We start from the raw sequence: 19,628 nt of genomic DNA on the forward strand, positions 1-19,628 counted from the left end.
GCACCGTCATGAAAGCACCGTCATGACGGAAGTCTTGCACCGATCTACAGATCTTCGACGCAGACGACGAAGTTGCGTTCCGGATAACGGAAACCGCTCGTCGCCTGGAGATCGCAGGAGTCGACGTCGGTGGTTCCGCTGAGGATCTCCACGACGCGGACGGAATCGAACCCGGGCGATCCGCAGTCGATACGCTCGGGATCGTCGTCCATCGGAATGTCCATGCAGCCGCCGATGACCCAGTCGATGTCCAGGCACAGTGCGCCCTGCTCGATGTCCGCGTACGTCTCGTAGTAGTACTGGTCGGCGTCGGAGATGCACTCGGCGTTGGTGGGAGCTTTGCCGATCACTTTGTAGTTCGAGTCGGCGCTCCCGCACGCGGCATTGTCGATGGTGGCGTCGTCGACAGTTCCCCCGAGGTCGACGCATTCACCGATCTCGACGTCGATGTCGACGTCACCGCCCATGTCCTCACCTTCCTGCGCCGGCGCTTCGCCCGTCGTGGGCGCAGACGAGCTGGTCTGGGTGGTCGAGGTGACGAGTTCGTCGGCGGCCGGGATCGCCCGCGGAGTGACGGTGCTGCTACAGCCTGCGAGCACGACAGCGCTACATGCCAGCACAGCAATCGCTGCGCCGCGAAACTTCTCACTGAGGGAGAGCATTGACCGTTCCTTAGTTCTATGAAGGTGAGGACCCGAGCACGACAAGAATCGGATCAAAAATATCCCGTCCGTCCCGATTTCGTGAGACCAGGTGTGGCTCGAGTGAACGCTGGGGCGGACATTCACGATTACCTGCAGCGAAAGAAGGTACTCCTCGGCGGTTCCACTAGGGCAGTATTGCTCTCGTGGACCTCCCGATCGCGTGGCCGCTGCAACCGATGCTGGCCAAAGCCGCCAAGACCGTCCCCGCACAGCCGGAGGGCGGAGAGCCCGCATGGTCGTACGAGCCCAAGTGGGACGGCTTCCGTGCCATCGTCTTCCGCGACGGCGACGAGGTGATCCTCGGGTCGCGTGGCGGCAAGGACCTCGCCCGCTACTTCCCCGAGCTGGTCTCGGCCGTCCTGGCGGAACTGCCGGACAAGATCGTCGTCGACGGTGAGATCGTCGTGCCGCGGGAGCGGGACGGGCGTACAAGGCTGGACTGGGACGCGTTGTCCGAGCGCATCCACCCCGCCGATTCGCGAGTGCGCATGCTCGCGGAGAAGACACCGTCGATGTTCGTCGCGTTCGATCTTCTGGCGATCGGTTCGACCGACCTGACGGGTGAGCCGTTCTCCGTCCGTCGGGCAAAGCTGCTCGAGGTGATGGCAGGCGGTGATCGCTGCCAGGTCACCAGCACGACGGACGACGCGGCGACCGCGCAGGATTGGTTCGAGCGTTTCGAAGGCGCTGGGCTGGATGGAGTCGTTGCCAAGAAACTGGACGGGCTGTACCTGCCGAACAAGCGCGAGATGATCAAGATCAAACATGCCAGAACGGCCGACTGCGCGTTGATCGGATACCGAGTGCACAAATCCGGCAACGGAATCGGATCGTTGCTGCTCGGCCTGTACGACAACGGCGAGCTTCGGATGATCGGCGGCGCGTCGGCGTTCACCGACAAGCGGCGCGTCGAAATCCTCGAAGAACTGCAGCCGTTGCGCACCGGGGAAGAACCGAAATCGGCCGAAGCCAACCGGTGGACGTCGAACAAGGACCGCAGTTGGGTGCCGCTGCGCATCGAGCGGGTCATCGAGGTCGCCTACGACCAGATGGAAGGTGAGCGTCTGCGGCACGCCGCACGCTTCCTACGGTGGCGACCGGACCGGGATCCGAAGTCCTGCACCTACGAACAGCTGGAAGTGCCCGTCAGCTACGACGTGGCCGACGTGATCGCCGGGGGCAAATAAGATGGCAGCGAAGACACCGCCCGCGTTCGTGCAGGCAGGTGACCGCGAGGTACGAGTCTCGAGCCCCGACCGCGTGATCTACGAGGCAACGGACATCACGCCGGAGATGACGAAACTGCAGGTGTGCGAGTACTTCGCCGCCGTCGGTGAACCACTGTTGAGAGCGATCGGCACTCGACCGACCGCGATGGAACGGTGGCCCGACGGTTTCCGCGACGGGATGCGTCTCGCCCTCGGCCCGCAGGACAAGGAGGGCGACGGCTTCTATCAGAAGCGGCTGCCCAAGGGCGCTCCCGACTGGATCGAGACCGTGAAGATCGCCTTCCCCAGCCGCCGGACCGCGGAGGAACTGTGCCCCGGTGAACCGGCGTCCGCAGTGTGGGCCGCGCAGATGGGCACGTTGACGTTCCATCCCTGGCCGGTGCGACGCCCGGACGTCGACCATCCCGACGAGTTGCGGCTCGATCTCGACCCGCAGCCCGGGACGACGTTCGCCGACGCGCAGCGCGTGGCCGAGGTGACCCGTGAACTGCTGGAGGAGTTGGGGCTGAAGGGATACCCCAAGACCAGCGGCAACCGCGGCATCCACATCTACGTCAGGATCACGCCGTCGTACACGTTCGAGCAGGTGCGGCACGCCGCCATCGGGCTGGGACGTGAGCTGGAGCGCCGCGACGACGGGGTCACGACCAACTGGTGGAAGGAAGAGCGCGGGGAACGGATCTTCCTGGACTTCAACCAGAACAACCGGGATCGGACCATCGCGAGCGCGTGGAGCCTACGGGCGAAGACCGGTGCGCCCGTGAGCACGCCGATGACGTGGGCGCACCTGGCCGGGATCTCCGACCCTCGCGAGTACAACCTGGTGACGATCCCCGACTACCTGTCCGACGGCGATCCGTGGGCGGACATGGACGAGCAGGCCTACTCGCTGGACCCGCTGCTGGAACTCTGGGAGACCCTGCCGGGCGGCGAACTCAACTTCCCGCCCGACTACCCCAAGATGCCCGGCGAACCTCCTCGCGTTCAACCGTCGAAAAAAGTCGCCGAGCACTGGGACGACGACGGCAACCGTCTGTGAGTGGAGCCGCGTCACGTCGAGGAGGTGCGGAGCTGCGTCAGTTCCCGGATGAGCGAGGCGGCATCGTAGGGCCCGGTGTGCCGGATCAAGTCGGTGTCCCCGCGGCCGAGATAGAACGTCGGCGTGCCCTCGACGTCGCTCGACGCGGCGTCGAGCTCGTCGTCCTCCACCCGAACCACGTAATCGCCGGTACGTAGGTCCTCGGAGAACCGGTCCATGTCGAGACCGAGATCCTCGGCATAGTCGTCGATGTCGTCGGGGGTGAGTGCGTCGCTGTTCGCGAACAGGACGTCCGCCATCTCCCAGAACTTCCCCTGCGCCGACGCGGCTTCGCTGGCGTGGGCTGCGTAGCGCGCGTGCGGGTGGTAATCGTCGAGGGGCAAGTGCCGGAAGATGTATCGGACGTCGTCACCGAAGTGGGCTCGGACCTCCTTGATGCTTCCGGTTGCCTTGCTGCAGAACGGGCATTCGAAATCGCCGTACTCGACGATGGTCAAGGGTGCATCGACGGGACCACGGATGTGATCGCGCTTGGCGTTCACCGGTCGCAGGATCCGATGCGACACCTCCTGCTTGGGCGGATGGATGCGCGCGTCGATACGGAACAGCAGCCAGCCGAGCAGCGCCGCCACCACGGACGCGGCCAGCACGCCGACGCGTGCCTGGTCGGCGAGGAATTCGTCGTCGAGGGCGAGGTCGACGATGAACAGCGAGATCGTGAATCCGATTCCGGACAGTGCAGCACCGCCCGCGATGTGCGAGATCGTCAGACCGGGCGCCAGCGCCGACGGCTTCATCCTGGCGAAAACGGCTGCTGCACCCGTGATTCCGATGAGCTTGCCGACGACGAGTCCGACGACGATGCCCCACGTCAACGGCGACGTGGCGGCGGCACGCAGGGTCTCGCCGCTGAGGACGACGCCCGCATTGGCGAGCGCGAAGATCGGCACGATCAGGAACGCGGTGTAGGGCTGATACAACCGCATCAGACGCTCGTTGACGGACACGGCCTGGTCCAGGCCCAGCCTCGCGGCGCGGGCGTACTCGGGATTGGGTGACTGGCGGAACGCTCGGGTGAGGTCGGCTGCGCGTTCCACTTCGCTGCGCCTCGGCGGGTAGACCGGCAGGATGAGTGCGATCATGACGCCGGCGAGAGTGGCGTGCACGCCCGACTCGTGGAAGGCCACCCAGGTGGCCAGTGCGACGACCAGATAACCGATCCCGCGCCACACCTGCATGCGTCGGAGCAGCGCGATCGCGGCCAGGCCGACGAACGCCAGAATCAACGGAACGATCTCGACCTTGTCGGTGTAGAAGAACGCGATGATGGCGAGCGCACCGACGTCGTCGGCGACGGCGAGCGTCAGCAGGAAGATGCGTAGACGGGCGGCCTTCTTCGGTCCGATGACGGCCAGTGCGCCGAGAACGAACGCGGTGTCGGTGGAGATGACGACGCCCCAGGCGCCTGCGGCCTCACCGGATGGATTGAGGATCAGGAACAGAACAGCGGGGACGGCGAGACCGGCGAGCGCCGCGACGATCGGGATGCTCGCGCGTGAGCGATCGGTGAGCTCGCCCATCGCGAATTCGCGTTTGACCTCCAGGCCGACGACGAAGAAGAACAACGCCATCAAGCCGTCGTTGACCCAGTGCGCGAGGTCGAGCGAGATGCCGTGGCCACCCACGGTGATCGAGAGTTCGGTGTGCCAGAAGCTCTGATAGGTGTCGCCGAAGGGCGAGTTGGCCCACAGGAGTGCGAGTAGGGTCGCCCCGAGAAGGAAACCGGCGGCAAGGGTCTCGCTACCCCCTGCACCGCGAGTTGCGGCACCGTGTCCCGGGCCGAGGGAGTCGGTGATGCGCTGGGCCAACCGTCGCACGGGTGAGACGGTCGGTGTCATGTCGGCCATCAGGCGCGGGGTCCGGGGATTGCAAGCGTGCTCATCGGTTGAAGAAATCCCCTCGATCGGTGGTCCAGCTGGTGGACCTGACTCTCCGCAGCGTGTGTTCGGTCGCTGCGCACACCACGCAACGCGCCGACGGTAGGAAAGCTTCCACCGTTACGGCACCTCGTGACCGTATCGTGACTACTCTGTTATCTCCGACGTACCGAAACCGACGGGATACCGTCATATTCGCAGTCGAGCATTGGTGGGCCTGAAGTCGACCAAGGCACCTGAGCAATGAAAGTCGGGATCATGCGTGCTTTGATCTGCCGCAAATGCGGTCAGAAACTCTCGTTCGAGAACTCGCTGTGCCTCAGCTGCCACAGTGCGCTGGGATTCCACCTTCCCACCCGCGCCCTGCTGCCGCTCCCGGACACGGACGGTGACGGCGCCGCCGAGATCGACATCACCACACCCGGCAGCGATGTCGATGTCACCTGGAAGGTGTGCGCCAACCTGAGCACAGCCAGGTGCAACTGGCTCGTCGACACCTCGACCGGCGAGGAACTCTGCTTCTCGTGCCGACTCACCAGGACGCGCCCCGCGGACGACGACGTCGACGCGATGGTCGCCTACGCCGACGCGGAGACGAACAAGCGTCGGGTCATCCTCGAGCTCACCGAGCTGGGTCTCCCGATCGACGGGCGTGACAAGGACCCGGAGACCGGTCTCGCCTTCGACCTGCTGTCGAGCGCCAACACGCAGGTGATGACCGGCCACGCCAACGGACTGGTGACGCTCGACCTGGCCGAGGGCGACGACGTCCACCGCGAACAGCTCCGAGTGTCGATGTCCGAGCCGTACCGCACTCTCGTCGGACACTTCCGGCACGAGATCGGCCATTACTTCCAGATGGTCCTCGTCGGAACGGGCGAACACCGACCGCGGTTCGAGGAACTGTTCGGCGACCCGGACACCGACTATCAGGCCGCCCTGGACCGGCACTACAACGAGGGTGCGCCGGAGAACTGGGAGGACGATTACGTCTCGTCCTACGCGACGATGCACCCGGCGGAGGACTGGGCCGAGACGTTCGCCCACTACCTGCACATTCGTGACACGCTCGACACCGCGGCAGCCTTCGGTATGGCCCCGGCCGGATCGACGCTGGACAGCCCACTACCGGGCGACGTCGGTTTCGACCAGATCGTGGAGTGGTGGCTACCGCTGTCCTGGGCGCTCAACCAGATCAACCGCTCGATGGGCCACCAGGATCTGTACCCGTTCGTGTTGCCGCCCACAGTGCTGGACAAAATGCGATACGTGCACCAGCTCATCGCGCCCAGCGAACTCTGAGTCGTAAAATCTCGGCGGAGGTGGTTCTCATCAGTGAGCAGGTTCTCGGCGCGGACGTCACCACGACGACCGGAGCCGACTTCGATCTGAGTCAGCGCCTGGCGGCGGTGGCCAGGGAACTTCGCCGCGAGCACGGAGACCCCGACCGGACACTGGCGGCCATCACCGAATCGGCCGTCATGAACGTCCCGGCCGCCGAAGCAGCGAGCATCACGACGGTGCTCCGCGGCAAATTCGTCCACAGCGCCGCACTGACCGGTGACCTCGCCGGTCAGTGCGACGCAATTCAGCAGCAGATCGGTGAAGGGCCGTGCCTGGAGTCGGCCGTCGAGCAGCGGACCATCCGGATCGACGACATGGATTCCGACCGACGCTGGCCACGGTTCGCTGCCGCCGCGTCGGCGCTGGGAGTGCGCAGCATGATCTGCTTCCAGCTGTACGTCGAGGGCTACAACTTCGGTGCGCTCAACCTGCACTCCACCCGTCACGACGCGTTCGGGGAGGACGCCGAGTCGATCGGCTCGCTGTTCGCCGCGCACGCTGCCATCGCGTTCTCCAGCGCCAAGGAGGAACAGCAGATTCGTGCCGCGCTGACCTCACGCGACATCATCGGCCAGGCCAAGGGCATGCTGATGGAGCGCTACAAGTTGGGTGCTCAGGAGGCGTTCGCGCTGCTCTCCAGGCTCTCGCAGGAGACCAACACGCGTCTGGCCGAACTGGCGGGCAAGGTCGTCGCCGACGCCGAGAGCTACGCCGGAGTGGAGCCTGCAGGAACGACCAGGAAGAGGGCCGTGGAGCCTGCAGGAACGACCAGGAAGAGGGCCGTGGAGCCAGGAGCGAAAAAGAAGGCCGAAGGCTGATCGGTATCGGTCAGAGCCCGGTACGTTCCACCGGAAGCCGCAGCAGCAGACTTCGCGCGCAGTCGACCGTCAGCTGCGGGTCGTGGCTCAGGACGTAGGAGAACCGCCGGTTCATGTCCGGTCCGGTATCTCCCATGTCCTTGGCCGCCAGTACCGCCGAGAAGTGCGGCGACAGCACCACCACCACCCATTCGAGCCGTACCGGGTCGTCGGGGTCGAGGTCCGCTCCGCGCACGCGCGGCGCGGGCTCGGGATCGATGCCCGCGGCGAGTGCGCCGACGAGGGCTGCCCTCGTCGCCATGACCTCCCAGCGACGTGCGGTCAGCGGCGTGAAATGTTCCCGGCTCTCGAACGAGCCGAGGATGACGGCGGTCTGCAGGCTCTGGCCGGCAATGGACTCCAGCCCCTTGCTGACCTCCACCAGAAGACGCTTGGTCGACGGCTTGGAATCGCGTCCCGCCGCGGCCAGTTGGTACGGCGAGGAACGTGGAAGCGAGCCGCGCTCGGGTGACGTGCGGAAATCCAACGGTGACAGTCGCTTCGACGGTTCCACCGGAACGGGGTTCTGCTCGGTGAAGAACCGGCCCTGCCCGACGCGTGCGCCCAGCGCGATGGCGGTCCCAACGGCGTCCTCGGTGTCGATTCCTTCCGCCATGACGATCGCGCCCGTGCGTTCGGTGTACGCGGCGACGGCGTTGACGACGCGGGCTGTGAACCGGCTCGGACGTTGGGTGATCAAGCTGCGATCGAGTTTGACCACGTCGGGTTCGAGGAGCGGCAGCAGTGCCAGCGATTCCGGCTTCACACCGACATGGTCGACGGCGATTGCCCATCCGAGCTTGCGGACGTCCGCTACCGCGCGCAGCAACTGCGCGGGTCGACGAATGAGTGAGGTCTCGTCCAGCTGCAGGACGGCGGAACCTGCGTCGACGTCTCCGCGGTCGGGGAGGTACGGCAGTGTGTCCGGGTCGATGGCGATGAACAGCGGCAGTCCCTGAAGCGAATCGAGGCGTGCGGCACCCTCGACGGCGCCGGCCCAGCGAACGAGGTCGAGGTCGACGGTCATGTCCATCGCCCGCGCCGCGGACGCGAGGGCCGCAGGCTCGCGGAACGCCGAATCCTCGGGTCCCATGACGATGGCTTCGTAACCGATCACCTCACGGGTCATCAGGTCGACGATGGGGGCGAAGTCGGTGTGCAGACTGTCCGGTCCGAGCAGATCCTCGAGTGCGCCGCCGCGATAGGCGCGCGTCGCGGTCTCACCGCTGGTCATTCTGTCGCTCATCTCAGTCTCACTCATATCAAACCCTCACGTCGTGCGACCGATTCCGGTCTTCCGGTCGGCTCCGCCGACTCGCTCCGTGCGGACGACTCCGCAGCGAACACTTCGAGTATCACATCTTCGTCGACGTAACCGCCCATACGGACCAGTCCGTCGGTGGCCCCGATGGCGTCGTGCACCTGGTCACCGGTCTGTGGATAGTCTGCGACGAGGTGTCGCCAGTGCACCGCGAGGAGCGTGCCTCCCGGCTCGAGATGCGCCACTGCCTGGCCCAGGGCAGCGCGTAGGTCAGCAGGGCCGAGGTAGTACCCGACCTCGCTGAGCACGATCAGATCGAACGGGCCGATCTCGTCGAACTCGTCCCACGAGTCCGTGAGCGACCATTCGCGCAGCTGCACCCGGCCGCTGGACTCGCCGGTGCGCGCGTCGAGACGAGCCCTGGTGGTCTCCAGCGCCGAGGCGACGATGTCGGTGGAGGTCAGGTCGTCGCAGCGGCTGGACAGCTTCTCGGTCAGTATTCCGACGGAACAGCCCGGTTCGAGCGCGCGGCGATATCGCGGTTCGGTCAGCGCAGCCAACGTCAGAGCGTATTTTCGCTCCTCGTACCAGTTGTCGCCCAGCCGGAACGGATCGACGTTGCCGTCGTAGACGTCGTCGAAATAGTCCTTCTGCAGAGTGCCGTCCGTCATGCGAACACCACCTCCTCGGATCGAAGCAAACGCGCCAGAATGTGCGGCGGAAGTACCGCCCGGTCGGCGGGATCGTCCGACAGATCCTGGATCTGAGACGTGAACCGGTGTGCCGCGGCTTTTTTCGCCTGGGCAGTGCGATCGTCCAGAGTGATCCCCAGCGCGCGACCCCAGGGAACCTCGGGATGATCCGGCCACGCCCAGTGCCACATCCACACCGGGTACTCGAGCACCGCGATCCCGACGCGTCTCGACGCCGTCAGGCATGCCCGCGCCGTCGCTTCGTGATCGGGATGACGATCGCCGCGCCACGGCGTCAGGCACCAGGTGCCCTGTCCACCGGACAACAGCTCGGTGAGCGCCCGCGCGAGCTCGTCCTCGTGCGCGGCGACGTCGCCGTCGGGAAAGCCGAGCCGGATCGGGTCGACGTCGAGACCGAGTTCGGTCAGAGCGCGCCTCGCTTCACGCGGCCGCTCGTCGATCAGTTGCGCCTCGGACATCGTCGGAGACCCGGGATGCGACGCGCCGCCGTCGGTGACGGCCACGACGGACACCCGGATGCCCGACGCGGCGGCGAGCGACATCAGGCCACCGACACCGAGCACTTCGTCGTCGGGATGGGGCGCGACGACGATCATCTCGCGGCATCGACCGAGATCGAGCGGCGGAAACGACGGTGTCCACTGCTGCCACACCTCGAGCGGTGTGCCCGGGTCGACGGTGTCGAACGTTCTGGTTTCCTGCGTGTCGGTGTGTTCGGCGGCGGCTACCATGGCGACTCTTCCTTCGCGATCTCCTGGCCCAGCGCTGCGAGATCGCGCTCGGCATGGCTCTGGCGTAGAAAAACGGTCAGATCGGCGACGCGGCGTGCATGCTCACCGTTCGCGCACAGCGGGGCGGCGCCCAGCGCGCGGCCCACGCGGTCGATGGTGTCGGTAGCGGCGCTCTCGACGATCGCGCGGACGGTCCGTGCCCTGGTGCTGCCGCGGGCCTCGGAGTCGGTCGGATCGGCGTCGATCTCCGCAGCGGCGGTGGTCAACGCGGCCGACGCGGCACCGAGCGATGCCGCCACGGCGCCGAGATGAGCCATGGTGTGCGGATCGGAGCTCGACTGCGCTGCCGCGTGCAACGTGTCGGCGACAGCGCAGGCACTGCCGAACCACACCGCTGCCACGCCGAGCCCACCATGCCAGAAGCCCGGGCGTTCGACATACGACCCGACTTCGCCGACGGGAACTGCGTGTGCACCGTCGAAACGCACTGTCCCGGAATCGCTTCGAGACATCCCGACGGCGTGCCACGTGTTGGGAATCGGCGAGCACCAGTCCTGGGTCATGTCGACCGCGAACAACCGCGATCGATCTCCGACGCGGGCGGTGACGAGGGCATTCGTGACGATATGAGCGCCCGAGCACCACGGTTTGACGCCGGTGAGCTTCCACCCGTTCTTGCCCTGCGCCGCCTCGAGCACCGGCGACGGTGGTTCCGCCGCCCAGACACCCCAGATCTGCCCGCGGCTCGGAGCAGGGCCGCCCAGTTCGGCGAGAATGGCCACTGCGTCGGCGTGGCCCTCGGCCAGACGCCCGAGAACCGTGTCCTCGCGGCCGAGCCCGGCGAGCGTCAACCAGCGAGTGTCGGTGAAACCCGAACCGGGGAGCGGCATTCCAGGTGCCTCGTCGGCGACGAATCGCTTGAGACGCTCGACGAGCGAGCTACCGTCGACCGTCATCGGGCGATGGCCAATTCGAGATCCTGCAGGTGAGCGGCAAACCCGTCGGGTGCCCGGCCGGAGCGCCTCGACGACGTCAGCACGGGCGAATCGCACGAGTACAGAACCGGTACGCCCGCGCGTTCGACCCGAGCCATCAGGTCGACGTCCTCGCCGGTGGTCAGTGCGCCGAATCCGCCGACGGTCCAGTACAAATCCGCGCGCAGTCCGAGATTGGTGCCGTGCACGTGGCGATGACCGGACGTGTGGCGGTAGCCGGCGTCGTACACCAGAGTCAACGCGGGCGAATCCAGCTCGGTGACGACGGTCCCCGCCACGGCATGCGCACCCTGCGCTGCGTGAGCGAGGTGCGAGGAGATCCACTCCAGTCCGACGGTGCTGTCGGCATCGGTCGTCGCGAACCAGGTGTTGTCCTGTGCTCGGCCTGCTGGTCCGGTGGCCGACAGGAAACCGGCTGCGCGGGCTGCTCCGACGTTGCGTCGCGCGACGGTGAGGACGGTCGCGTCGACCTTGTCGGCCCACGTCGCGGCGATATCGGCGGACGTGTCGGTGCAGGAATCGAGAACCACGACGAGGTCGACGTCGATGTCGACCTGCTCACACGACCTGACCAGCGCAGACAGGCACGAGTCCAGAAGTGCTTCCTCGTTGTGAACCGGCACAACCACCACAGCGCGCTCGATCGGCGCTTGCTTGTCGAACACTTCGACCCCCATCCGCGGAAGCCGTTCCGTCCCCATACGAGAGAACAGGCCCCGGGCCGCGGTGACCAGGGGCAACGATTCGTACAGGCGTCGGAGGCGGCATTGTGTGAGCCGCCGGTGGCTCGACGGAGAACTGACGGGTCGGATAGACCCGCTAGATGGTCCCCCGTAGTGGCACAATCCAAACATACGATCTCCGATCACGCTCACAGAAAGGTGCTCCGGTGGCAGGGTTCGGCGGATACGGGCGATATCGATCGACAGCGCTGCTCACGGGCTGCGTACTCGCTGGAGCAGCGGTGGCTCTCGTGTCGCCGTCGCACGCGTCGGCCGCCGAGTTGTCGTGCACAGCGCGACCCGGCGTCGACACCGTCGTCGTGGACGGCACCGCTGCGTGCGGATCGACCGTCGACGAGTTCTCCCGCGCTCTCGCACACGCACTCGACGCAGTGTCCTTCGCCCGCGCCGACGCGGGCGGATCCGCGCTGTCCGTCGCCCGGTCCGGTGGGGTGGCCGCCGCGGAAACGACGGCGGGCACCGTCGGCGCCGTGTCGATCGGCGGGGACTCCGTGTCGATCGTCTCTCCCGATCCAGGCGCTCTCGCGTTTGCGTTGTCGCTGACGAGGGGACAGACGTTCGTCGGAACAGTTGCCGAAGGCGTCAGCTGCCAGGCGGGCGCCGGATTCGCCGTCAACCTCAGCACCGGCCAGATCTGTGTTTCCGACGGGTCCACCACCTGGACCTCGATGCCGTGAGGCGTCGACAACCGTTATGTACCGCGATGAACGAGGGAGAACCGACGTGACCACCGAGCCTTCGGGACGCTACGAATTCTCTGAACGCGACGGGGCCGATGCGTTGCTGAGGATCGGCAAGGACCTGTGGTGGGCGGTGCTGCTCAGGGGCATCGTCGCCGTGATCTTCGGCATCGTGGCCCTCGTGTGGCCCGGCGTCACCGTCTGGGCACTCGTCGTCGTCTTCGGTGCCTATGCGATCGTCGACGGCATCTCCGCGATCATCCGAGCCGTCCAGTCGCGCCGCGTCGAATCCGGATGGGTGTGGTGGCTGCTCGGCGGCGTCGTCTCGCTCGTCGCCGGAATCGTGGCGTTCGTCTGGCCGGGCATCACCGCACTCGCAGCTGTTTTCGTCATCGGTATCTGGGCGATCATGGGTGGAATTCTCGAAATAGCCGGATCCATCCGCCTGCGAAAGGTCGCAGGCACATCGCCGGGCGCATCTCACTGGGGAATGCTTCTGTTCGCCGGCATCGTCGAGCTCCTGTTCGGCCTCGTACTGGTGTTCTCCCCGGTCAGCGGCATTCTGAGCATCGTGTGGTTGATCGGCGTATTCGCGGTACTGTTCGGCGTCCTGTTCGTCGTATCTGCATTTCAAGTACGGTCGGCGGCGAAGAAAGCGGGACTCCTCGGTCAGCCTGCAGAATGACCGTGCAGTCACCGCGACGATTGGCACTCGGTGGTACGGGTGTGTGTTAATTGCGGCGAGGACGTCGCGCGCCGGCACAGCACGGGCGCCCAGCAGAAGCCTGCACAGCACAGAAGGATGGATCGGAATACTCATGGCATTTCGTCGAACTGTCACACGCATCTCTCTGACAGCGGTGATCGCGGCCGTCGGTGCGGCCACCCTGGTATCGCCCGCCACCGCAGCGCCGTTGTGGCCCGGCGGCCCCGAAATCCCCGGCGTCGGATCATCCGATCAGGTTCTTCCTGTTGTTCCTGAACCGCAGATCCAGCGCCTCGCGCCCGCCAACTTCTCCGATCCGTCGATCACGCCCAACGGCGAGGTCGTCGGAGTCGCGCAGCCCATCGCCATTCGGTTCAACGAGGCCATTGCGGACCGCGGCGCCGCCGAGGCCGCCATTCGGGTCACCACGAGCCCATCCGTCGACGGCCACTTCTACTGGATCAACGACACCCAGGTGCGGTGGTTGCCCAACGAGTTCTACCCGGCGCACACCCAGGTGACCGTCGAGGCCGGCGGTTCACGCGCGGACTTCTCCACCGGCGACTCGGTGATCACCACAGCCGACGACGCCACCAAGACCATCACCGTCACCCGCAACGGTGAGGTCGTCAGGACCATGCCCACCTCGTTCGGCAAGCCCGGTCACGAGACACCGAACGGCACCTACATCGTCGGCGAACGTGTCCGCGAGATGTACATGGACTCCTCGACCTACGGAGTGCCGGTGGATTCCCCCGAGGGATACCGCACCTACGTCGAGTACGCCACACGTATCTCGTACAGCGGCATCTTCGTCCACGCAGCGCCGTGGTCGGTGGATTCCCAGGGCTACGAGAACGTCAGCCACGGCTGCCTCAACGTGAGCACCGAGGACGGCAAGTGGTTCTTCGAGAACTCGCAGAAGGGTGACCCCGTCGTCGTCACCGGCACGGCAGGCGGCACCCTCAGCGGCTCCGACGGCCTGGGGGACTGGAACCGTTAGCCCCCCACAGTGGGTTGTTTTCTTTTCGACGACCGACTGAGTTAGGGATTCGTTCACCAACCGTTCTCGGTAGGTGAGCACAGTCCCCGCAGTGAGTACTACAACGGAACGAGTGCTGCCCACAGCACGCCGGAAATCGTTCTTCGGCAGACCGTGGAGTGATTACGCACTCTTCCTGATTCTTCTGGGGCCCAACCTGGCCCTGCTGGTGGTGTTCACCTACCGGCCGCTCGTCGAGAATTTCCAGTTCAGCTTCTACGACTGGAATCTGTCCTCGCCTACGTCGACGTTCATCGGATTCGCGAACTATCGAGAATGGTTCTCGCGGGACGACACGTGGACCATCGTGTCCAACACCGTCATCTTCACGATTGCGGCCGTCGTCGGATCACTGGTACTCGGCCTGGTGCTGGCCATACTTCTGGACCGAAAGCTACGGGGCCGCAATTTCGTTCGGTCCGCCGTGTTCGCGCCGTTCGTGATCTCCGGCGCGGCGATCGGTATCGCCTTCCAGTTCGTGTTCGATCCCAACTTCGGTCTGGTACAGGATCTGCTGCAGCGCATCGGATTCTCGTCCCCGGACTTCTATCAGGACCCCACGTGGGCGCTGTTCATGATCACGGTGACCTACCTGTGGAAGAACCTCGGCTACACCTTCGTCATCTACCTCGCCGCGCTGCAGGGCACACGCAAGGAGTTGATGGAGGCCGCCGAGATCGACCGCGCGTCGAAGTGGACGACGTTCCGCAAAGTTCTGCTGCCGCAACTGCGTCCGACGACGTTCTTCCTGTCCATCACCGTGCTCCTGAACTCGCTGCAGGTCTTCGACATCATCAACGTCATGACCCGAGGTGGACCGCTCGGCAACGGCACCACGACGATGGTCTTCCAGGTGTACGAGGAGACTTTCCGCAACTTCCGAGCGGGTTACGGTGCGACGGTCGCGACGATCATGTTCGTGATCCTCCTGATCGTCACGCTCGTGCAGGTTCGCATCATGGATCGAGACGATCAGCGATGACCGTGACATCGAAACCCGACACCTCCCAGGCGCCTCGTAGCGCACCGAAGGATCCACAGCGTCAGCGCAGCCTGTCGACGGTGTTCGGTTACATTGCAATGGTTCTCGTGCTGTTGATGATCGGGCTGCCACTGTTCTGGATCCTCGTCACCTCGTTCAAGGAACGCGGCGACATCTACGTCCAACCCGTCACCTGGTGGCCGGGTTCCTTCCGGCCGGAGAACTACACCGAGGCGACGACGGAGGTTCCGTTCTTCACGTACCTGCGCAATTCGGTGATCATCACCAGTGTCGTGGCATCGATCAAGTTCGTTCTCGGTGTTCTCAGTGCATACGGCTTGGTGTTCCTGCGCTTCCCCGGCAAGAACATCGTGTTCCTGGTGATCATCGCCGCCCTCATGGTGCCCAATCAGATCACCGTCATCTCCAACTACTCGCTGATCTCCGATTTGGGATGGCGAAACACGTTCCAGGGCATCATTATTCCCCTTGCCGGCGTCGCCTTCGGGACCTTCCTGATGCGCAATCACTTTCTGTCGCTGCCCGCCGAGATCATCGAAGCGGCACGAATGGACGGAGCAGGCCCTTTCCGGCTGCTGTTCCGGGTGGTGCTCCCACTGTCCGGACCGACCATGGTGGCGTTCGCGATCATCACGATCGTGAACGAGTGGAACGAGTACCTCTGGCCGTTCCTGATGTCCGACGATTCTTCCGTCGCACCGCTACCGGTGGGCCTGACGCTGCTGCAGAACAGTGAGGGATACACCAACTGGGGCGCAGTGATGGCGGCGACCATCCTGACCATCCTTCCGATTCTCGTCGTTTTCCTTGCCCTGCAACGCCACATGATCAAAGGCCTCACCTCCGGTGCGGTCAAAGGTTGATTCGCTCTACCTCTTCAGGAGAAAGAAACACATGGCCAACATCAATCGCCGCGGATTCCTCACGCTCACCGGTGCAGCGGCTGCTGCCGCCGCCCTGGCTGCGTGCAGCAGCCCGGGAACCAGCTCGTCCGGATCCGAAGGTTCGGGCGACGCGAACACCATCAACTTCTGGTCCAGCCACCCCGGCAAGTCGCAGGAGTTCGAGCGCGAGCTCATCTCCCGCTTCCAGGCCGAGAACCCCGGTCTGACGGTCAATCTCATCGATGGTGGCAAGAACTACGAGGAAGTGGCGCAGAAGTTCAACGCCTCGCTGTCCGGCAACGACGTCCCCGACGTGGTGGTCCTCTCCGACGTGTGGTGGTTCAACTTCGCGCTCACCGGCGCCATCGAGCCGCTCGATCAGCACTTCTCCGCCGCGGGTGTGGATTCCAGCGACTACGTCGATTCCCTTCTTGCGGACTACAACTGGAACGGCAACCACTGGGCGCTGCCGTACGCACGCTCGACCCCGCTGTTCTACTACAACAAGGATGTCTGGGCGCAGGCGGGACTTCCGGATCGCGGACCGGCCAGCTGGCAGGAATTCGACGAGTGGGGCCCGCGCATCCAAGCCGTCGTCGGGGGTGGCAAGCTGGCCCACGGCTGGGGCAATGCGGTGGACTACCTGGGGTGGACATTCGAGGGCCCCATCTGGACGTTCGGCGGTGCGTACTCCGACGGCTTCACCCTGAAGTTCGACGACCCCAACACCATCGCCGCCGGCCAGTTCCTCAAGGACATGATCCACACCAAGAAGTACGCGGCCGTCTCCAACGACATCGCCAACGACTTCGGCGCGGGAATCATCGCGTCGACGATCGCGTCCACCGGCGACCTGTCCGGCATCACCCAGAACGCGGCGTTCGACTTCGGCACGGCATTCCTGCCTGCAGCCGACGGACAACCGGGCTGCCCGACGGGTGGAGCCGGCCTCGCCATCCCGTCGAAGATCTCGGAGGAGCGCAAGGTCAATGCGCTGAAGTTCATCGACTTCTTCACCAATGCAGCGAGTACGTCGTACTTCTCGCAGAACACCGGGTACATGCCGGTCCGTAAGTCCGCGCAGGAGGATCCGAGCGAGATCGAGTTCCTCGCCGCCAACCCGAACGCCAAGACGGCCGTCGACCAGCTCGCTCGGACGCGGTCGCAGGACTACGCACGTGTCTTCGTTCCCGGTGGTGACAAGATCATCGGTACGGGCCTCGAGCAGATCGCACTGCAGAATGCCGATGTCGCAACGACGTTCGCCGGTGTTCAGGATCAGCTGCAGCAGATCATCGACCGCCAGATCACCCCGAACCTCCCGTCGTAATGGCAGGGGTTCACTACGCGGGCGTATCGCACCGCTACCCGGGGGCGGACACGCTGGCCGTCGACTCGCTCGAACTCGATATCGCCGACGGTGAATTCATCGTTCTCGTCGGCCCGTCGGGGTGCGGCAAGTCGACGAGCCTGCGGATGCTGGCCGGTCTGGAATCGGTCGAGAGCGGCCACATCGACATCGGCGGCGTCGACGTCACGTCGCTCGCTCCTCGTGAGCGGGACGTGGCGATGGTGTTCCAGAACTACGCGCTGTACCCCAACATGACCGTCGGGGACAACATGGGTTTCGCGCTCCGCAACGCGGGAATGAGCAAGGCGGACACAGCTGCTCGTGTGCTCGACGCGGCGAAGATGCTGGAACTCGAGCCCCTGCTGAACCGTAAACCCGGCAAGCTGTCGGGTGGTCAGCGTCAGCGGGTGGCGATGGGCCGTGCGATCGTCCGGCAGCCCAAGGTGTTCTGCATGGACGAGCCGCTGTCCAACCTCGACGCCAAACTGCGCGTCAGTACCCGGGCTCAGATCGCCGGATTGCAGAAGCGGCTCGGCACCACGACGGTGTACGTGACGCACGATCAGGTCGAGGCCATGACGATGGGTGACCGAGTCGCGGTGCTGCAGGCAGGCAAGTTGCAGCAGATCGCGTCGCCGCGGGAGCTGTACGACAACCCCGTCAACACGTTCGTCGCGTCGTTCATCGGCTCGCCCGGGATGAACCTGATCGACGCCCCGGTCGTCGACGGCGCCGCCGTGGTCGGCGACGTGCGCATCCCTGTTCCCACGCAGGATCCCCGCGTAACGGTCGGAATCCGGCCGGAGTCGTGGGATCTCGTCGGGAAGGGGGTTGGGGCTGTTGCGGTGGCGGTCGAACTGATCGAGGAGCTGGGCGCCGAGTCGTTCCTGTACGGCGCTCCACCACTCGGTTCGGACTGGAGCACGCAGTCCGGCCGGGTGTCGGTACGCGTCGACCGCCGGTTGTCCGTCGGGTTGGCCGAGACCGTTCGGCTCGTCCCGAAGCTCGACGAGGTGTTCTTCTTCTCCGCTACGACGGGTGATCGGCTGTAGCGGGCTGCCCCAGATCCACCGGCAGCGACGCCCAGCCGTGCAGGACTCGGGTGTCGCGGCGAATTCCCTCACCTGCCAGCCGCAGGTGAGGGAATTTGTCGAAGAGGGTCTTCAGGCCGACTTCGGTTTCCGCCTTCGCCAAGGACGCGCCGAGGCAGTAGTGCCTGCCGCCGGAGAACGACAGATGCTTACCTGCGTTGGCTCGGGTGACGTCGAAGCGGTACGGGTCGTCGAAGACATCGGGGTCGCGGTTGGCGCCGGCCAGGACCAGAATCACCAGCGACCCTTCGGAGATGGGGACGCCTTCGATCGTCACGTCGTGCCGTGCCATGCGGGCGGTGAGCTGCACCGGGGATTCCAGCCGGAGCATCTCGTCGACGGCCGTCGGCCAGTGCGACGGGTCGTTGCGCAGAATCTCGAGTTGGTCCGGGTTGTCGAGCAGGAGCCGGATCCCGCTGCCGAGTAGGTTCACGGTCGTTTCGAAGCCCGCTGCGAGTACGAGGCCTGCCGTTGCCCGCAGTTCTTCGTCGTCGAGTCCGACGCCGTCCTCCTCGGCCCTGATCAGCTGGCTCATCAGGTCGTCGCCGGGGTTGCGGCGCAGTTCCGCGAGGTGCCCGGCAAGCCAGGCGTCGAACTGCGCCAGGCCGTCCTCGACGCGGTTGAACTGCTCCCAGGACAGCCCGATGTCCAGGCTCGGGGCGGCCATCTCCCCGAATTCGAGCACCCGTTGCCGGTCCTCGTCGGGGACTCCGAGGATGGTGCTGATGACGGCGACGGGCAGCTGCGCGCAGTACTCGTGCACGATGTCCACCTGTGGACCTGCCGCGGCGAGCTCGGTGAGCAGACTGTCGGCCTTCTCCTGCACCATCTCTCGCATACGGGCGACCGCACGAGGGGTGAACACCGAGGTCACGAGCTTTCGGTACCGGGTGTGCTCGGGCGGTTCGACCGACAACAGGGAGGGCGGTTTCAGCGGATGAAGAGCCTTGGACCTGGTTCGCTTCTCTATCCACCGAAGCGGACTCGGCAGGCTGGCGCCGATCTCGGTGACTCGGAGATCGTCCGAGCGCAGCAGGTCGTGGACCACGCGGTGGGTGACCGTGATGTTGGAGATTCGCGTCTTGACGAGGGGACCGGTGGCGCGAATCTTCTCGAACACCTGCCGCGGATTCGCGCGGGTCTCCGGATCGACAACCAGCTTGGCCTGCAGGTCACCGGCCTTGGCGGCCTTCTTGGCCCCGTACCGCACGAGACCGTGTGCTGCGATCCACCTGATTCTGTTCTTCACGTCGTCCCCCTCCTTTGTGAGTGGAAATGTAGGCCAGGGGGCAGGAGCGGAGCCTGCGGAGCGACCCGA

The 19,628-nt window shown here is 65.3% G+C and carries 19 protein-coding genes; 11 read left to right on the forward strand and 8 right to left on the reverse strand.

Annotated elements, in window-relative coordinates; all coding sequences use genetic code 11:
* Positions 1-44: 44 nt before the first annotated feature.
* Complete coding sequence (lppU, locus tag BH95_RS21700; protein ID WP_019666913.1) at positions 45-662, reverse strand: LppU family putative lipoprotein; 618 nt, start codon at positions 660-662, stop codon at positions 45-47.
* Positions 663-847: 185 nt separating this feature from the next.
* Between lppU and BH95_RS21705 the strand changes: the two genes are divergently transcribed.
* Positions 848-1,891: an ATP-dependent DNA ligase gene (locus BH95_RS21705; protein ID WP_033189778.1), complete on the forward strand. Its 1,044-nt coding sequence runs from the start codon at positions 848-850 to the stop codon at positions 1,889-1,891.
* 1 nt (position 1,892) lies between these two features.
* The gene (locus tag BH95_RS21710) at positions 1,893-2,972 is read left to right on the forward strand and encodes a DNA polymerase domain-containing protein (protein ID WP_037184024.1); all 1,080 of its coding nucleotides are present in this window, start codon (positions 1,893-1,895) and stop codon (positions 2,970-2,972) included.
* 11 nt (positions 2,973-2,983) lie between these two features.
* On the opposite strand, the gene nhaA is transcribed toward BH95_RS21710, so the two are convergent.
* A complete protein-coding gene (nhaA, locus tag BH95_RS21715; protein ID WP_037184026.1) occupies positions 2,984-4,879 on the reverse strand; it encodes a Na+/H+ antiporter NhaA in 1,896 nt (631 codons plus the stop codon).
* A 288-nt stretch (positions 4,880-5,167) separates the two neighbouring features.
* Between nhaA and BH95_RS21720 the strand changes: the two genes are divergently transcribed.
* Both BH95_RS21720 and BH95_RS21725 read left to right on the forward strand, forming a co-directional pair.
* Positions 5,168-6,211: a zinc-binding metallopeptidase family protein gene (locus BH95_RS21720; protein ID WP_026348104.1), complete on the forward strand. Its 1,044-nt coding sequence runs from the start codon at positions 5,168-5,170 to the stop codon at positions 6,209-6,211.
* A gap of 20 nt (positions 6,212-6,231) precedes the next feature.
* A complete protein-coding gene (locus BH95_RS21725; protein ID WP_052060125.1) occupies positions 6,232-7,071 on the forward strand; it encodes a GAF and ANTAR domain-containing protein in 840 nt (279 codons plus the stop codon).
* 10 nt (positions 7,072-7,081) lie between these two features.
* On the opposite strand, the gene BH95_RS21730 is transcribed toward BH95_RS21725, so the two are convergent.
* Genes BH95_RS21730 through BH95_RS21750 form a run of 5 tightly spaced genes read right to left on the reverse strand, consistent with a single transcriptional unit; the run spans position 7,082 to position 11,475 of the window.
* Positions 7,082-8,356: an EAL domain-containing protein gene (locus BH95_RS21730; RefSeq protein ID WP_244165080.1), complete on the reverse strand. Its 1,275-nt coding sequence runs from the start codon at positions 8,354-8,356 to the stop codon at positions 7,082-7,084.
* Between the two features lie 11 nt (positions 8,357-8,367).
* A complete protein-coding gene (locus BH95_RS21735; protein WP_020112412.1) occupies positions 8,368-9,042 on the reverse strand; it encodes an SAM-dependent methyltransferase in 675 nt (224 codons plus the stop codon).
* Positions 9,039-9,815, reverse strand: a complete 777-nt coding sequence (locus tag BH95_RS21740) for a PIG-L deacetylase family protein (protein WP_019666905.1) — start codon at positions 9,813-9,815, stop codon at positions 9,039-9,041. Before BH95_RS21740 ends, BH95_RS21735 begins: the two co-directional genes overlap by 4 nt.
* Positions 9,809-10,771, reverse strand: coding sequence for an acyl-CoA/acyl-ACP dehydrogenase (locus BH95_RS21745; RefSeq protein ID WP_037139952.1), 963 nt, complete (start codon positions 10,769-10,771; stop codon positions 9,809-9,811). Before BH95_RS21745 ends, BH95_RS21740 begins: the two co-directional genes overlap by 7 nt.
* Positions 10,768-11,475 carry a glycosyltransferase gene (locus BH95_RS21750; RefSeq protein WP_371828327.1) on the reverse strand — a complete coding sequence of 236 codons (708 nt, stop codon included), beginning with the start codon at positions 11,473-11,475 and terminating at the stop codon, positions 10,768-10,770. The genes BH95_RS21745 and BH95_RS21750 overlap by 4 nt, the downstream gene beginning before the upstream one ends.
* Positions 11,476-11,699: 224 nt before the next feature.
* Here BH95_RS21750 and BH95_RS21755 point away from each other — a divergent pair, with 224 nt between their 5' ends.
* From BH95_RS21755 to BH95_RS21785, 7 genes are all read left to right on the forward strand, one after another.
* Positions 11,700-12,230 (forward strand): DUF6764 family protein, encoded by a 531-nt coding sequence (locus tag BH95_RS21755; protein ID WP_019666902.1) that lies wholly within the window; start codon positions 11,700-11,702, stop codon positions 12,228-12,230.
* A gap of 16 nt (positions 12,231-12,246) precedes the next feature.
* Positions 12,247-12,918 (forward strand): HdeD family acid-resistance protein, encoded by a 672-nt coding sequence (locus tag BH95_RS21760; RefSeq protein WP_019666901.1) that lies wholly within the window; start codon positions 12,247-12,249, stop codon positions 12,916-12,918.
* A 133-nt stretch (positions 12,919-13,051) separates the two neighbouring features.
* Positions 13,052-13,942, forward strand: coding sequence for a L,D-transpeptidase (locus BH95_RS21765; protein WP_020112410.1), 891 nt, complete (start codon positions 13,052-13,054; stop codon positions 13,940-13,942).
* A 112-nt stretch (positions 13,943-14,054) separates the two neighbouring features.
* Positions 14,055-14,963 carry a carbohydrate ABC transporter permease gene (locus BH95_RS21770; protein WP_019666899.1) on the forward strand — a complete coding sequence of 303 codons (909 nt, stop codon included), beginning with the start codon at positions 14,055-14,057 and terminating at the stop codon, positions 14,961-14,963.
* The gene (locus BH95_RS21775) at positions 14,960-15,847 is read left to right on the forward strand and encodes a carbohydrate ABC transporter permease (protein WP_037184032.1); all 888 of its coding nucleotides are present in this window, start codon (positions 14,960-14,962) and stop codon (positions 15,845-15,847) included. Before BH95_RS21770 ends, BH95_RS21775 begins: the two co-directional genes overlap by 4 nt.
* A gap of 31 nt (positions 15,848-15,878) precedes the next feature.
* Complete coding sequence (locus tag BH95_RS21780) at positions 15,879-17,198, forward strand: ABC transporter substrate-binding protein (protein WP_019666897.1); 1,320 nt, start codon at positions 15,879-15,881, stop codon at positions 17,196-17,198.
* On the forward strand, positions 17,198-18,271 hold the full coding sequence (locus BH95_RS21785; RefSeq protein WP_037139945.1) for an ABC transporter ATP-binding protein: 1,074 nt from the start codon (positions 17,198-17,200) through the stop codon (positions 18,269-18,271). The genes BH95_RS21780 and BH95_RS21785 overlap by 1 nt, the downstream gene beginning before the upstream one ends.
* On the opposite strand, the gene BH95_RS21790 is transcribed toward BH95_RS21785, so the two are convergent.
* Positions 18,249-19,559: a cytochrome P450 gene (locus tag BH95_RS21790; RefSeq protein ID WP_037184036.1), complete on the reverse strand. Its 1,311-nt coding sequence runs from the start codon at positions 19,557-19,559 to the stop codon at positions 18,249-18,251. The two genes, BH95_RS21785 and BH95_RS21790, sit on opposite strands and share 23 nt — an antisense overlap.
* Positions 19,560-19,628: the final 69 nt, after the last annotated feature.

Source organism: Rhodococcoides fascians A44A, assembly GCF_000760735.1.
Taxonomy (GTDB): Bacteria; Actinomycetota; Actinomycetes; order Mycobacteriales; family Mycobacteriaceae; genus Rhodococcoides; species Rhodococcoides fascians_E.

Coding starts and splice junctions, on each gene's coding strand:
- lppU (WP_019666913.1), bottom strand. CDS start 662: ATGCTCTCCCTCAGTGAGAAGTTTCGCGGCGCAGCGATTGCTGTGCTG.
- BH95_RS21710 (WP_037184024.1), top strand. CDS start 1,893: ATGGCAGCGAAGACACCGCCCGCGTTCGTGCAGGCAGGTGACCGCGAG.
- nhaA (WP_037184026.1), bottom strand. CDS start 4,879: ATGGCCGACATGACACCGACCGTCTCACCCGTGCGACGGTTGGCCCAG.
- BH95_RS21720 (WP_026348104.1), top strand. CDS start 5,168: ATGCGTGCTTTGATCTGCCGCAAATGCGGTCAGAAACTCTCGTTCGAG.
- BH95_RS21730 (WP_244165080.1), bottom strand. CDS start 8,356: ATGAGCGACAGAATGACCAGCGGTGAGACCGCGACGCGCGCCTATCGC.
- BH95_RS21735 (WP_020112412.1), bottom strand. CDS start 9,042: ATGACGGACGGCACTCTGCAGAAGGACTATTTCGACGACGTCTACGAC.
- BH95_RS21740 (WP_019666905.1), bottom strand. CDS start 9,815: ATGGTAGCCGCCGCCGAACACACCGACACGCAGGAAACCAGAACGTTC.
- BH95_RS21745 (WP_037139952.1), bottom strand. CDS start 10,771: ATGACGGTCGACGGTAGCTCGCTCGTCGAGCGTCTCAAGCGATTCGTC.
- BH95_RS21760 (WP_019666901.1), top strand. CDS start 12,247: ATGTACCGCGATGAACGAGGGAGAACCGACGTGACCACCGAGCCTTCG.
- BH95_RS21765 (WP_020112410.1), top strand. CDS start 13,052: ATGGCATTTCGTCGAACTGTCACACGCATCTCTCTGACAGCGGTGATC.
- BH95_RS21775 (WP_037184032.1), top strand. CDS start 14,960: ATGACCGTGACATCGAAACCCGACACCTCCCAGGCGCCTCGTAGCGCA.
- BH95_RS21780 (WP_019666897.1), top strand. CDS start 15,879: ATGGCCAACATCAATCGCCGCGGATTCCTCACGCTCACCGGTGCAGCG.
- BH95_RS21785 (WP_037139945.1), top strand. CDS start 17,198: ATGGCAGGGGTTCACTACGCGGGCGTATCGCACCGCTACCCGGGGGCG.